9 protein-coding genes are annotated in these 13,041 nt (G+C 63.3%); 6 read left to right on the top strand and 3 right to left on the bottom strand.

The window, feature by feature from the left end; translation table 11 throughout:
• Window positions 1–28 precede the first annotated feature (28 nt).
• The 3 genes from NKH71_RS01035 to NKH71_RS01025 are packed head-to-tail and all read left to right on the top strand — an operon-like array spanning window position 29 to window position 5,887.
• Window positions 29–3,895 carry a hydantoinase B/oxoprolinase family protein gene (locus NKH71_RS01035; RefSeq protein WP_352788571.1) on the top strand — a complete coding sequence of 1,289 codons (3,867 nt, stop codon included), beginning with the start codon at window positions 29–31 and terminating at the stop codon, window positions 3,893–3,895.
• A gap of 31 nt (window positions 3,896–3,926) precedes the next feature.
• On the top strand, window positions 3,927–5,225 hold the full coding sequence (locus tag NKH71_RS01030; RefSeq protein ID WP_352495786.1) for a BtaA family protein: 1,299 nt from the start codon (window positions 3,927–3,929) through the stop codon (window positions 5,223–5,225).
• Window positions 5,222–5,887: a class I SAM-dependent methyltransferase gene (locus NKH71_RS01025; RefSeq protein ID WP_023721217.1), complete on the top strand. Its 666-nt coding sequence runs from the start codon at window positions 5,222–5,224 to the stop codon at window positions 5,885–5,887. Before NKH71_RS01030 ends, NKH71_RS01025 begins: the two co-directional genes overlap by 4 nt.
• A 209-nt stretch (window positions 5,888–6,096) precedes the next feature.
• Here NKH71_RS01025 and NKH71_RS01020 read toward each other — a convergent pair whose 3' ends face one another.
• Window positions 6,097–7,476, bottom strand: coding sequence for a serine hydrolase domain-containing protein (locus NKH71_RS01020; protein ID WP_023721218.1), 1,380 nt, complete (start codon window positions 7,474–7,476; stop codon window positions 6,097–6,099).
• A 318-nt stretch (window positions 7,477–7,794) separates the two neighbouring features.
• Here NKH71_RS01020 and NKH71_RS01015 point away from each other — a divergent pair, with 318 nt between their 5' ends.
• Window positions 7,795–8,592 (top strand): glycoside hydrolase family 25 protein, encoded by a 798-nt coding sequence (locus tag NKH71_RS01015; protein WP_352481550.1) that lies wholly within the window; start codon window positions 7,795–7,797, stop codon window positions 8,590–8,592.
• Between the two features lie 80 nt (window positions 8,593–8,672).
• Window positions 8,673–9,845 carry a lytic murein transglycosylase gene (locus NKH71_RS01010; protein WP_023721220.1) on the top strand — a complete coding sequence of 391 codons (1,173 nt, stop codon included), beginning with the start codon at window positions 8,673–8,675 and terminating at the stop codon, window positions 9,843–9,845.
• A 101-nt stretch (window positions 9,846–9,946) separates the two neighbouring features.
• Here the strand turns inward: NKH71_RS01010 and NKH71_RS01005 are convergent, their stop codons facing one another.
• Window positions 9,947–10,840 carry a LysR family transcriptional regulator gene (locus NKH71_RS01005; protein ID WP_023721221.1) on the bottom strand — a complete coding sequence of 298 codons (894 nt, stop codon included), beginning with the start codon at window positions 10,838–10,840 and terminating at the stop codon, window positions 9,947–9,949.
• Between the two features lie 123 nt (window positions 10,841–10,963).
• Here NKH71_RS01005 and NKH71_RS01000 point away from each other — a divergent pair, with 123 nt between their 5' ends.
• Window positions 10,964–11,695, top strand: coding sequence for an SDR family oxidoreductase (locus tag NKH71_RS01000; protein WP_023721222.1), 732 nt, complete (start codon window positions 10,964–10,966; stop codon window positions 11,693–11,695).
• Between the two features lie 122 nt (window positions 11,696–11,817).
• Here the strand turns inward: NKH71_RS01000 and NKH71_RS00995 are convergent, their stop codons facing one another.
• The gene (locus NKH71_RS00995) at window positions 11,818–13,038 is read right to left on the bottom strand and encodes an alanine racemase (protein WP_023721223.1); all 1,221 of its coding nucleotides are present in this window, start codon (window positions 13,036–13,038) and stop codon (window positions 11,818–11,820) included.
• Window positions 13,039–13,041: the final 3 nt, after the last annotated feature.

The following is a 13,041-nucleotide window of genomic DNA, read 5'->3' as shown; positions in this document are numbered from 1 at the left end:
GTAAAGTGAAAATGCCGGAGGCGCTGCCATGACCGCAAGATGGGATTTCTGGATCGACCGCGGCGGTACCTTCACCGACATCATCGGCCGGGACCCGGAAGGCGGGCTGCATCCCAGGAAACTCCTTTCGGAAAATCCCGAAGCCTATGCCGACGCTGCCCTCCAGGGCATTCGCGAACTGCTCGGCGTCCAGCCCGGCGCCCCAATCCCCTCCGCTCTGATCGGCGACGTCAAAATGGGCACCACGGTCGCCACCAATGCGCTTCTCGAGCGCAAGGGCGACCGCGTGCTGCTGCTCATCACCAAGGGCTTCCGCGATGCGCTGAGGATTGCCTATCAGGCCAGGCCCGATATCTTTGCCAAGCAGATCATCCTTCCCGAACAGCTCTACGAGCACGTCATCGAGATAGACGAACGCGTGCGCGCCGACGGTCGTGTCGAACGCCTGCTCGACATCGCCTCCGTGCGTCCTGCCATCGAACAGGCCAAGGCTGACGGTATCGATGCGGTCGCGGTCGTCTTCATGCATGCCTGGAAACATCCCGATCACGAAAAGGCGGTCGCCAAAGTCTGTCGAAAACTCGGATTCTCGCAGGTCTCGGTCAGCCACGAGGTCTCGCCGCTGATCAAGCTGGTCGGCCGCGGCGACACCACGGTGGTCGACGCGTATCTGTCGCCGATCCTGGCAAGGTATGTGCAAAGCGTTGCGGCGGAACTGGGTGCCGCGCCAATCTCCCCCCTTGTGGGGGAGATGTCGGCGAAGCCGACAGAGGGGGGCGCTGTCCCGCCAACATCTCAGTCTGTCACGCCCCCCTCTGCCCTGCCGGGCATCTCCCCCACAACGGGGGAGATTGGCCAATCCCCCCGCCTTATGTTCATGATGTCGTCGGGCGGCCTCACCGCCGCCGACATGTTCCAGGGCAAGGATGCGCTGTTGTCCGGCCCGGCCGGCGGCGTCGTCGGCATGGTCGAGACGGCAAAACTCGCCGGTTTCGGCAAAGTCATCGGCTTCGACATGGGCGGCACCTCCACCGATGTCGCCCACTATGATGGCGACTACGAGCGCGCCTTCGACACCGAGGTCGCCGGCGTGCGCATCCGCGCGCCGATGATGCGCATCCACACCGTCGCCGCCGGCGGCGGCTCGATCCTGCACTATGAGGCCGGCCGCTTTCGCGCCGGGCCGGATTCGGCCGGCGCCAATCCCGGCCCGGCCGCCTACCGGCGCGGCGGTCCGCTTGCGGTCACCGACGCCAATGTCATGCTGGGAAAGCTGCAGCCCGACTTCTTTCCGGCCATTTTTGGGCCGGGCCAGGACGAACCGCTCGACGTGCGGACAGTTCGCGAGACGTTCACCGCACTTGCCGCCGAAATCGGCGACGGCCGCTCGCCGGAAGCCGTTGCCGAAGGGTTCGTCACCATCGCCGTCGAAAACATGGCCAATGCCATCAAGAAGATTTCGGTGCAGCGCGGCTACGACGTCACCGAATACCTGCTGAATTGTTTCGGCGGCGCCGGCGGCCAGCACGCTTGCCTCGTCGCCGATGCGCTCGGCATGGAGGCTGTGCTGATCCATCCCTTTTCCGGCCTGCTCTCGGCATACGGCATCGGCCTGTCCTCGGTGTTTGCGTCACGCCAGCAGGCGCTGCTGAAGCCGCTGGCGGACGATTCCGGGCCGGCGATCAACGAGCTCATCGCAACGCTGCGCAAAGCCGTCATCGACGAACTCGCCGCGCAAGGCATCACCGAAGACGCGGTCGCCTCGAAGCCGGTGCTGCAGATCCGCTATGACGGCACCGATACCGCGCTGCCTGTGAACTTTGGGCACGGCTCGATTGCGCAGGCCAAGGCGGACTTCGAACTGGCGCACAAGGCGCAGTTCGGCTTCGTCTATGACGACAAGCCGATGATCGTCGAATCGGTCGGCGTCGAAGGTACCGATACCGGCAGCACCGGCCGCGACGAAAGCGATTCATTTCTTGAACACAAGGCCGCAAGTCCTTCCGGGACGCGGAAAATTTTCGTCGACGGCATCTGGCGCGACGCTGGCATCTTCCCTCGCGAAACGCTGAAGCCCGGTAACAAGATCGCCGGCCCCGCTTTGATCATCGAGCCGAACCAGACCATCGTCGTCGAGCCCGGCTGGCAGGCCGAGATCACCGCCAAGGACCATGTACTGATGCGCCGCATCGAGAAGAAGCACCGGCAGGCCGCACTCGGCACCGAAGCCGATCCGGTGATGCTGGAGGTCTTCAACAATCTGTTCATGTCGATCGCCGAGCAGATGGGCGTAACGCTGCAGAACACCGCCTATTCGGTCAATATCAAGGAGCGGCTCGACTTCTCCTGTGCCGTTTTCGACCGGAATGGCGCGCTGGTCGCCAACGCGCCGCATATGCCGGTGCATCTCGGCTCGATGGACCGCTCGGTGGAGACCATCATCCGGCTCAATTCCGGCGACATTCACCCCGGCGACGTCTTTGCCCTGAACGCCCCTTACAATGGCGGCACGCATCTGCCTGATATCACCGTGGTGACACCGGTGTTTTCCCTCCCCCTCGAGGGGAGGGTGGCCGCGAAGCGGCCGGGTGGGGTCCTCTCAGAAGGCACCACAAATGCGTCGAGCACTGCCGCAACGACCCCCTCCGGCGGCTTCGCCGCCACCTCCCCCTCGAGGGGGGAGGAGATCCTCTTCTACGTAGCCTCGCGTGGCCACCATGCCGACATCGGCGGCACGGCGCCCGGCTCGATGACGCCGCTTGCCACTACCGTCGATGAGGAAGGTGTGCTGTTTGACAATTTCCGCATCGTCGATCGCGGCAGGTTCCGCGAGAAGGACCTGGAGACGCTGCTGACCGACCACCCCTACCCGGCGCGCAATCCGCACCAGAACATCGCCGACCTCAAGGCGCAGATCGCCGCGAACGAAAAGGGCGTCGCCGAGCTGCGCAAGATGGTCGCGCATTTCGGCCTTGGCGTCGTCGAAGCCTATATGGGCCATGTCCAGGACAATGCCGCCGAAAGCGTGCGTCGCGTACTGGAGCGGCTGCCCGACAGTTCCGAATACGAATATCCGACCGACACCGGCCAAATGATCAAGGTGAAGATATCGGTCGACCGGCACAAGCGCGAAGCGACCGTCGACTTCACCGGCACGTCGCCAGTGATGAAGAACAATTTCAACGCGCCAGAGCCGGTCGCCCGTGCCGCGGTGCTTTATGCCTTCCGCGTCATGGTCGAAGACAACATCCCGATGAATGCCGGATGTCTGCGGCCGATCAACATCATCATTCCCGACGGCTCGATGCTGAAGCCCGCCTATCCCGCGGCAGTCGTCGCCGGTAATGTCGAGACCTCGCAGCACGTCACCAACGCGCTGTTCGGCGCGATGAGGGCAATGGCCAATGCGCAAGGCACGATGAATAATCTCACCTTCGGCAACAAGCAGTACCAGTATTATGAGACGATCTGCTCCGGTTCGCCGGCCGGCCGCATGAACAACGGTCGCGGCTTTGACGGCACCTCCGGCGTCCACACCCATATGACCAATTCGCGCCTGACCGACCCGGAAGTGCTGGAACTGCGTTTCCCGGTATTGCTCGAGGACTTTCATATCCGCGAAGGTTCCGGCGGCAAAGGCAAATGGAGCGCCGGCGACGGCACCAAGCGCACCATCCGCTTTCTTGAAAAGATGGAATGCGCGATCCTGTCCTCGCATCGCAACCGCCCGCCGCAGGGACTGGACGGAGGCGGCGATGGCGAGGCCGGCTCGACCAAGGTCCGGCGCAAGGATGGCCGCGTCGAGGTCCTGAAGGCCTGCGATCAGACCATCCTCGACGCCGGCGAGGCAGTCATCGTGACGACGCCGACGCCTGGTGGATTTGGCAAGGCCTGAACTCGCGTCAACAGGCTGTCACCGGCCTGTCATGACCCTGCGCTACCCGCTTGCGGCAAAGCAAACGGGGAATCGCCTTGCCATGACGGACATTTCTGGAGAACTGGTTTTTCGCCGCGGCAAGGAAGTTGGCAAAGCCGTCTACCAGAACCGCCCGCTGTCGAAAGCCGGCATCTCCGAGCGCTTGTTCGCGTTCCTGTTCTCCGGCCTTGTCTACCCGCAGATCTGGGAAGACCCCGAAATCGACATGGACGCGATGCAGCTCGGCAAGGGTCACCGCATCGTCACCATTGCCTCGGGCGGCTGCAACATCCTCGCCTATCTCACCCGGTCGCCGGAAAGGATCGATGCCGTCGACCTCAACACCGCCCACATCGCGCTGAACCGTATGAAGCTCGAAGCCGTCCGTCACCTGCCGTCGCAGGGCGACCTGTTCCGTTTCTTCGGCGCGGCTGAGACCGGGCACAATTCGCAGGCCTACGACCGCTTCATCGCACCGCATCTCGACCCGGTCAGCCGCCATTATTGGGAGCGCCGCAGCTGGCGCGGCCGTCGCCGCATCGCTGTCTTCGACCGCAATTTCTACCAGACCGGCCTGCTTGGCCTGTTCATCGCCATGGGCCATCGCACCGCAAAATTCTTCGGCATCGACCCGGCCGACATCATGGACGCCAAGAGCATCGCCGATCAGCGCCGCTTCTTCGACGAAGAGCTGGCGCCGGTCTTCGAAAAACCGCTGCTGAAATGGGCGACTTCGCGAAAAGCTTCGCTGTTCGGCCTCGGCATTCCGCCGGCCCAGTACGATTCGCTGATCACCTCGGGTGACGGCACCATGGCCAGCGTGCTCAAGGCGCGGCTGGAAAAGCTCGCCTGCGATTTTCCGCTGAAGACCAACTATTTCGCCTGGCAGGCTTTTGCCCGCCGCTATCCCAATCCCGGCGAGGCCGCCCTGCCCGCCTATCTCGAAAAGCGCAACTACAAGACGATCCGCAACAATGTCGATCGCGTGGCAATCCACCATGCCAATCTGATCGAGTTCCTTGCCGGCAAGGATGCCGGTTCGGTCGACCGCTTCGTGCTGCTCGACGCACAGGACTGGATGACGGACGACCAGCTCAACGGGTTGTGGGCCGAGATCACCCGAACCGCCTCCACCGGCGCCCGCGTCATCTTCCGCACCGCAGCGGAACCCAGCCTGCTGCCCGGCCGCGTCTCGAATTCGCTGCTCGACCAGTGGCGCTACGAGAACGACGCCTCGCGCGAGTTTTCGGCGCGCGACCGCTCGGCGATCTATGGCGGCTTTCATCTCTACGTGAAGCAGGGCGCATGAGCACGACCGAGTTGCCGGCCAGCCATGCCGAGCTGATGGACGGCGTTTACCGCTGGCAGCGTCATATCTACGACCTGACCCGCAAATATTATTTGCTCGGTCGCGACCGGCTTATCGCCGGCCTGGATGTGCCGGCCGGCGGCACCGTGCTCGAGCTCGGCTGCGGCACCGGCCGCAACATCATCCTTGCCGCCCGCCGCTATCCCGGCGCGCGCTTCTTCGGCCTCGATATTTCGGCCGAGATGCTGGAGACGGCCACCGCCGCCCTTGCCCGCGAAGGCCTCTCCGGCCGCGTCACGCTGGCGCGCGGCGATGCCACGGATTTCGACGCAAAGGCGCTGTTCGGCGTCGAAAATTTCGACCGCGTCTTTGTCTCGTATTCGCTGTCGATGATCCCCGGCTGGGAGAAGACGGTATCCGCGGCTCTTGCTGCCCTGTCATCTGGCGGCTCGCTGCATATCGTCGATTTCGGCCAGCAGGAGGCCCTGCCCCGCTGGTTCCGCACGCTGCTGCGCGGCTGGCTGAAAAAATTCCATGTCGAGCCACGTCAATCGCTGCGCGCGGTTCTGGATTCGGAATCTGCAAGAACCGGTGCAAGCTTCCGTTTCCAAGCGCTTTATCGCGGCTATGCGTGGCTCGCTGTGATCGGCCTAGGTCGATAGCCAGGGTGTGTTGAGATTCAGGTCAGGCCGAGTCGAAAACGGTGGGCTCCGAGAACCGGCGCGGGGTGTACTTTTGGGTACGTGAGCACCGGCCTACGCCGGCCGTAGCCTTAACTGCCACGACCGCTCATGAGTGCTTTGGCCGGCGAAGGCCGGAAGCGCAGGAAACCGCCGTTTGCAGGCCGGTATCACCTGAGTATCGATACAGCCTAATGCAGCGCCTTGACCAGCGCCGCCACCATTACCTGCGGCCGGTAGCCGAGCCTGGCCGGCGTCAGCCCGAGCCGCACCACAACCAGCTGCTCGGAGGGAATGATGGCGACCGTTTGCCCATCATGCCCCTCCATCCAGTAGGTGTCCTTGGGCAGGCCGGCGGCAATGCCGGCGCCGGGATTTTCCTCGTCGCCCGGCCCTTCGATCCATAATTGCCCCTTGCCGTAGACCTTCGAGGCAGTTGCCGGTTCCCGCATCCAGTCGACGAAGCCGGCGGGCAGGATCGCCTTGCCGTTCCAGACGCCACCCTGCAGCAGGAATTGGCCGAAGCGCGCCCAGTCGCGTGCCGTGGCATAGAGATAGGACGAGCCGACGAAGGTGCCGTGCTCGTCGGCCTCTAGCACCGCGCTCCGCATGCCGAGCGGATCGAACAGCGCGACCCTCGGCCACGCCAGCGCCTTGTCCTTGTCGCCGATCGCGTCCTGCCACAATCGGGACAGCATCACCGCCGTGCCGCTCGAATAGGAAAACACCTTGCCGACCTCGCCGGTCAGCGGCTTGGATCCGGCAAAGCCTGCCATGTCCGGTTCGAGATAGAGCATGCGCGTCACATCGGCGACGTCGCCATAATCCTCGTTGAATTCCAGTCCGCTCGACATTGCCATCATGTCGGCGAGGCTGATCACGGCACGGCCATCTGCTTGCCAGGGTCGAAACAGGCCCTGGTTGGTGATCGCCAGCTTGCCGTCCTTCATCAGCGTGCCGACGATCGCCGCATTCACCGTCTTGGTCATTGACCAGCCCAGTAGCGGGGTCTTTTCGGAAAAGCCGTCGCCATAGCGCTCTGCGACGATGCGGCCGTTCTTGACCACCACCACCGCCCGCATGCCAGCACCGGTCAATGCCGGATCGTCGAGGATTGCCGTGACCTCGGGATCCTGCGAGGCATCGGCCTTGTCGCCCTCCGGCCAGATCGCATCGGGCAGCGGCGCCGGCGTCGGTGCAACTCCCGCGACAGCCTTGGCGGCGGCAATATCGCTGTCGGGAACCGAGGCGCAGCCGAGCCCGTCGCGGGCGACCGCGACACTCTTGCCGAGCCCGCCGAACAGGCCCGCCGAAACCGTTCCCTTCTCCTTGTCCACCGACACTCTCATCAGCTTCAGCAGCGGATGGCCCGGCGCCTGCACATCGACGGCGAGCACGTCGTCGGCGTCTCGCCCTGCGATGAAGACGTTCGAACAGACGATCTTGGCCGAATAGCCGGAACCGACGCGGATCAGTTCCGGCGGCGCGAAATACAGCCAGCCGGCGAGCATCGCAGCGGCCAGCACAGCCAGGCCCAGCAGCCATTTGACGAACTTCAGAAGGATCTGCATTTTTTTCGAATTCCCCCCGAGCGCGATCTATGTCATCGATTTGCCGCCATTGTTTCGGCAAAATCGCGGCTCTTGTCGAGCGCCGTCAACCGAATATCAACCATGATCGGCGATCACGAGGGACTGGGCGATTCTGTGGGGTGATCGTCCGGCTGGGCTTGCATGCATGTGTCCCAAACTGCGCAACGGTTTGGGAATGCATGAAACGAAGATCCAGGCGCTTCGCGTAAGTCAGTTTCAAACGCGTCGCGCCCGGTCGAGGGGCCACCCGCGGAAAGACCCATCAGCGGCCGGCTGAAACCGGCTCGGGAAGTAGCGATGCGCCGTTTCGCGGTCCTCATCACGCTGATGCTGCTTGGTGCCTGCTCGACGGTCGATGATCTGACGCCATCGCTGTCGTCGTCCAGCGCCCCGACGGTTGCGGTACGCGCGCCCCGTTTTGCCGATTCCGACCCGCATGAATGGGATAGCGGCGCACCGTGGAGCTACGCCGTCCACGGCACCGACGTCTCCAAATACCAGACATCGATCGACTGGCCGGCGGCCAGGGCCAGCGGCATCTCCTTTGCCTTTATCAAGGCTACCGAAGGCGGAGACCGGTTCGATGAAGCTTTCAACGAGCATTGGAGCCGCACGAAGGCCTCGGGTATCCCCCGTGCCGCCTATCATTTCTTCTACTTTTGCACGCCGGCCGCTACCCAGGCGCGCTGGTTCATCCAGAACGTGCCCAAAGACAGTTCGGCGATGCCGCCCGTTCTCGACATGGAATGGAACCCGAAATCGCCGACCTGCAAGCTGCGGCCAGATTCCGCCACGGTACGCAGCGAGATGAGCACATTCCTCAAAATCGTCGAAAAACACTACGGCAAGAAGCCGATCATCTACACGTCGGTCGACTTCTTCGAAGATAATGGTCTATCGGGTTTCCGGGGCTACCCCTACTGGCTGCGCTCCGTCGCCGGGCACCCGCGCCAGAAATACGGCAGCCATCCATTCACCTTCTGGCAGTATACCGGAACGGGCGTCGTGCCGGGCATGGCCGGAAACGCCGACATCAACGTCTTCAACGGCTCCGAAGCCGCCTGGAAGAAGTGGTTGCGGCAGAACACCCGTTGACACCAGGCCTGCCGCCTGCTTTTCGACACAGCCAATGACGAATACCCGCAACCGCTGGTAATCTTCTCGGAAGGATGGCGATGCGATCGCGCTTTGGAATTCTCGCGGCGCTGCTCCTGACCGCCGTGCCGGCCGCGGCACAGCAATGCGGCGGCGATTTCGAGGCATGGAAGCAGGGCGTGGCGGCGGAGGCCAGGGCGGCCGGCGTCGGCGCTGCCGGCCTTGATGCGCTGGAAAACGCCACCCTCGATGAGAAGGCGCTGGCACGCGACCGCGCCCAGGGCGTCTTCACCCAGACCTTCATCGAATTCTCGAACCGCATGATCTCGTCGCATCGACTGAAGCAAGGCGCGGCCAATCTGCAAAAATATGCCGAGATCTTTGCCCGCGCCGATCGCGAATTCGGCGTCCAGGCGCCGGTCATCGCTGCTTTCTGGGCCCTGGAAACCGATTTTGGCGCCGTGCAAGGCGATTTCCACACACTGAACGCACTGGTCAGCCTCTCGCATGACTGCCGCCGCCCGCAGTTGTTCCGGCCGCAGATCGTGCCGCTGCTGATGCTGATCGATCGCGGCGTGGTGCCGGCCGACGTGACCGGTGCCTGGGCCGGCGAGATCGGCCAGACGCAGATGTTGCCTTCCGACTATCTCGGCCACGGCGTGGACGGCGACGGCAATGGCCTGGTCGACCTGCGCGGCAGCGCGCCTGATGTGATCATGAGCACGGCCAGCAAGATCCAGTCGCGCGGCTGGAAGCGCGACCAGCCCTGGATCGAGGAAGTCCGTGTGCCCGACGATTTGCCGTGGGAGCAGACGGGACGCACCAACAAGCTGCCGTTGATGCAATGGACCCAGTGGGGCGTTACCAGGCCCGACGGTACGCCGCTTCTCGACAACGGCCTGAAGGCCGGCCTGGCGCTGCCCATGGGTCGCAAGGGGCCAGCCTTCCTGACCTACGACAATTTCGACGTCTATCTCGAGTGGAACCAATCCTTCACCTATGCCCTGACCGCGGCAAATCTTGCCGCCCGGCTGGGGGGCGCGCCGCGATTCGATCCGCGCAACCCGGAACCCGGCCTCAACGGCGACCAGATGAAGGCGCTACAGACCAAGCTCGAGGCGAAAGGCTATGACGTCGGCACCGTCGACGGCATTCTAGGCACCAACACCCGCGAAGCGATCCGCAAGGAGCAGATGCGGCTGGGCCTGCCGGTCGACGGCTGGCCGACGCTCGAGCTGCTGGCGGGGCTGTGAGGGCGGTGAATGGTGAATGGTGAATGGTGAAAAGAATAGCACCGGAGCCGCACTGAACACCAGAGCTACTACTATTCACTATTCACTATTCACTATTCACATCACCGCCTGGCAAGCAAGAAATCGATGAAGGCTCGCAGCGGCGCGGGAACCTGCCGGGAACTTGCGTGATATAGATAAAAACCCGGAAATCTCGGCGACCAGGCTTCGAGAAAGCGGATGAGCTTTCCCGCTTCGATCCACGGCCGGACCTGGTATTCCAGCATGTACGCCACGCCGACCCCATCCAGAACCGCCCCGATCATCAGGTCCGTATCGTTGACCGTCAGGCCACCGCTGACGGCCACTTCCAGGGCACGTTGGCCTCGGGCGAACTCCCACCGGTAGAGATTGCCGCCGCTCGGCCACTGGAAATTGATGCACTGGTGCTGATGCAGGTCCGCGGGGTGACGGGGTATCGGGTGATGCTGCAGATACCTCGGCGCCGCCACTGCAGCCATCTCGAGCTCCTCGCTGAGCTTCACAGCCACCATATCCTTGTGCAGCCGCTCACCCAGTCTGATTCCAGCATCGAAGCGGCCCTCGACGATGTCGGTGAGCATGTCGTCGACAATGATTGTGAGGGCGATATCGGGATAGGCGCGGCGGAAATCGCCGAGGATCGGCGCGATGAAACGCGTGGCGGCGATGCGCGGAACATTGATGCGCAGCGAGCCTGCTGGCCGGCCGCGTGATGCATGCGCGTCCGCGACGGCGCCTTCCAGTTCGCCGAATGCCGGTGCGATGCGGGCAAACAGCTTCTCGCCCTCAGCGGTCGGCGACATGCTGCGCGTGGTGCGGTTAAGCAGGCGGACACCGAGACGCTCTTCCAGCCCACGTATCGTCTGGCTGAGTGCTGGAGGCGAAATCCTGAGCTTGGCCGCGGCGCGGACAAAGCTTCCCTCTTCGATGATTGCTGCAAATGCCGTGAGTTCGGAAAACTCGCTTCCTCGCATTATGTACCTCAGGCTTAACAAGTCAGTTAGATAATAGGCTATTCTCTGAGCAATAGCATGCCCCTAGCTTTTCCCCGGAACGCCGCTCGATCGAGGCGGCCGTAGCCAGACGAAGGAACAGCCATGCATCGTCCACTCGAAGGCAAGACCGCACTTGTGACCGGCAGCTCGCGCGGCATCGGACGCGCCATCGCCGAGGGGCTCGCGGCCAAGGGTGCTGCCGTGGTCGTCAACTATGTCGGCAACGAGAAAGCAGCCAGGGAAGTCGTTGCCGCCATTGAAGGGATTGGCGGAAAAGCCGTCGCCATCCAGGCGGACGTCTCCAGCATCCCCGACATTCGCAAGTTGTTCGACGAAACCGAACGGCAGATGGGGCCGATTGACATCGTCGTAGCCAATGTCGGCGTCGCCGTCATAAAGCCGCTCGTCGAGGCCACCGAAGCGGACTTCGATCATGTGTTCGGGGCCAATGCCAAGGGCACCTTCTTCACGCTTCAGGAAGCGGCGCGCCGCGTTCGCGACGGTGGCCGCATCATTGCCGTCTCCACCGGTGGAACGAAGATGTTCTTCACGCACACGGCGCTTTATCTCGGCAGTAAGGGAGCCGTCGAGCAGTTCGTCCGCGTCCTCTCGCGCGAACTCGGCCCGCGCGCCGTTACCGTGAATGCGCTTTCGCCAGGCTTCACCGACACCGACCTGCTTCCGGAGCGAGACCGGGCCGTGGCCGCCGGCATGTCGCCCTTCGGCCGGATCGGAGGGCCGCGCGACGTCGCCGATGTCGCGGTTTTCCTGGCTTCGGACGAAGCTCGCTGGCTGACCGGCGAGAACATCCAGGCCGGCGGCGGAGTAGCCTGACTGAATGGTGAATGGTGAATGGTGAATGGTGAATGGTGAATGGTGAAAAGAACAACACCTGAGCCGCGCAGAGCACAAGAGCTACTACTATTCACTATTCACTATTCACTATTCACTATTCACTAATCCGCCATCGTCTCGAGGCTGGCGAACCCTTGCGGCGCGTCGCCTTCGTCGAATGGCGTTGCCACCTCGACGAAGGTGTCGGGATAGAAGCCGTTGAACCGTGTCCTGAGCGACAGCGAGTAGGCGCCGATATGGCCGATCTCTATCCAGTCGCCGGTATCGACGGTTTCGGGCAGCCAGAACGGCCGCGACAATATATCGACGGAATCGCAGGTCGCGCCGCAGACCTTGAAGGGCACGATGGTCTTGTCCTCGCCATTGCGCGAGCGGATCGCCGGATCGGGGATGAAGCGCGCCGGCAGCGTGATCTTGCCGGTCCATGAATCCGACAGCGACGCCCAGATGCCGTCATTGATGTAGAGCCTTTTGCCCTTGCGCAGCAGCACGCGCACGATCAGCGACAGGCAGCGCGCCACGATCACCCGGCCGGGCTCGGCCACCAGCGGCATCTGGTCGAATTGGTACTCCTGGAGGTCGCCCGATAATCGCGACATGATCTGGCCGAGCGACGGCATCTCCGGCTTGCGGCTGTTCGGGTCATGGCCATATTCGGCCGGAAAGCCGCCGCCGACATCGAGCCCGGCAATGTCGAAACCGACGCGGTTGCGCACCCAGTCGGCCGAAGCCAGCGCCCGCTCATAGGTGTCGGGATCCTCGATCTGGCTGCCGACGTGAAAGCACAGCCCGACCTTGTAGCCGGTTCGGTTCAGCCGTTCGGCGAGTTCCACCGCATTGGCCGGTCCGGCGCCGAACTTCTTCGACAGTTCGTAGGCCGCCGAGCCTTTCGTCTGGATGCGCACGAACACGGTGATCGCGCCCGGATCGATGTCGAGCGCCCGCACCACCCTGGTCAGCTTGGTGATCTCGTCCTCATGGTCGAGCGAAATGACGCGGATGGCGTATTTCTCCAGCGCCAGCCTGATGTCCGACTGCGCCTTCACCGGGTGCATGTAGAGCATCTCGGCGTCGGGCGAGACGGCGCGCACGGCGGCGAATTCGCCGGGCGAGGCCACATCGAAGGCGCTGACGCCGGCCTCGACCAGCGCGTTGAGCACGATCTGCTCGCCATTGGTCTTGACCGCATAGGCGGTCTTGCCGGGAAACATGCCCATGAACTGTTTGGCGTCCGCCTTCAGCACCTGCGGGCGGAAGCAATAGATCGGATCGTCCGGGCGCAGCGCCAGCGCTGCCTCGCGGGCATTTTCGAATCGCTGCATGGA

Source organism: Mesorhizobium sp. M0983, assembly GCF_040318975.1.
Classification (GTDB): Bacteria; Pseudomonadota; Alphaproteobacteria; order Rhizobiales; family Rhizobiaceae; genus Mesorhizobium.
The sequence above is the reverse complement of the archived record's forward strand: the minus strand, read 5'-3'. Positions and strand labels throughout refer to the sequence as shown.

Coding starts and splice junctions, on each gene's coding strand:
- NKH71_RS01035 (WP_352788571.1), top strand. CDS start 29: ATGACCGCAAGATGGGATTTCTGGATCGACCGCGGCGGTACCTTCACC.
- NKH71_RS01030 (WP_352495786.1), top strand. CDS start 3,927: ATGACCCTGCGCTACCCGCTTGCGGCAAAGCAAACGGGGAATCGCCTT.
- NKH71_RS01025 (WP_023721217.1), top strand. CDS start 5,222: ATGAGCACGACCGAGTTGCCGGCCAGCCATGCCGAGCTGATGGACGGC.
- NKH71_RS01020 (WP_023721218.1), bottom strand. CDS start 7,476: ATGCAGATCCTTCTGAAGTTCGTCAAATGGCTGCTGGGCCTGGCTGTG.
- NKH71_RS01015 (WP_352481550.1), top strand. CDS start 7,795: ATGCGCCGTTTCGCGGTCCTCATCACGCTGATGCTGCTTGGTGCCTGC.
- NKH71_RS01010 (WP_023721220.1), top strand. CDS start 8,673: ATGCGATCGCGCTTTGGAATTCTCGCGGCGCTGCTCCTGACCGCCGTG.
- NKH71_RS01005 (WP_023721221.1), bottom strand. CDS start 10,840: ATGCGAGGAAGCGAGTTTTCCGAACTCACGGCATTTGCAGCAATCATC.
- NKH71_RS01000 (WP_023721222.1), top strand. CDS start 10,964: ATGCATCGTCCACTCGAAGGCAAGACCGCACTTGTGACCGGCAGCTCG.
- NKH71_RS00995 (WP_023721223.1), bottom strand. CDS start 13,038: ATGCAGCGATTCGAAAATGCCCGCGAGGCAGCGCTGGCGCTGCGCCCG.